The 517-nt window shown below is 37.7% G+C and carries 1 protein-coding gene; it reads right to left on the reverse strand.

Going from position 1 to position 517, the window contains the following annotated elements; translation table 11 throughout:
* Window positions 1-14: 14 nt before the first annotated feature.
* Window positions 15-344 carry a hypothetical protein gene (locus tag GMD6S_RS10135; RefSeq protein ID WP_000389547.1) on the reverse strand — a complete coding sequence of 110 codons (330 nt, stop codon included), beginning with the start codon at window positions 342-344 and terminating at the stop codon, window positions 15-17.
* Window positions 345-517: the final 173 nt, after the last annotated feature.

Here is a 517-nt window from a genome sequence, read left to right on the forward strand (position 1 = left end):
AGTAATTTCAAGCTCTAAAATCCGAAAACAGGTCCATAGAGAGTCAGTACGTGTTTGACATGTTCATAGTGGAACTTGTCATATTTGCGCCAAGCAGTACGAGCTTGATCGTTTAGTTTTAGGCTCCCTAGTCCAATCAGCAGACTAGTACGTTGGTAAAATTTCTCAAGGTTGATTAAGATACTGTTGTCCAGCTTTTCTGCTTTTTTTAGTTCCTTAAGAGTGGTGTTCAGCAGCTCTTGTAGTCGAAGATCATCGGCTGTTTCTTGTTTGCAGCTTTGGTAGCTTTTATTTAACTCGGAAAGGAGTTGATAAGCTTCGGTGATGAGTGCTTTGTCTTCCATATGAGCATCCTCCTTGCTCTGATGTATTCTTGCCTATAGTATAGCACTAATCAGAAAATATGTCATAGTAAATATGTTAAAAAATGAGATTTTAATCTCAAAGTTTGGGAGGCTGACTTATAGCCTTTTCATGGTATAATCAAGTGAGTACATCTTTATGGAGGAAATATGAA

This window comes from Streptococcus sp. GMD6S, assembly GCF_000297015.1.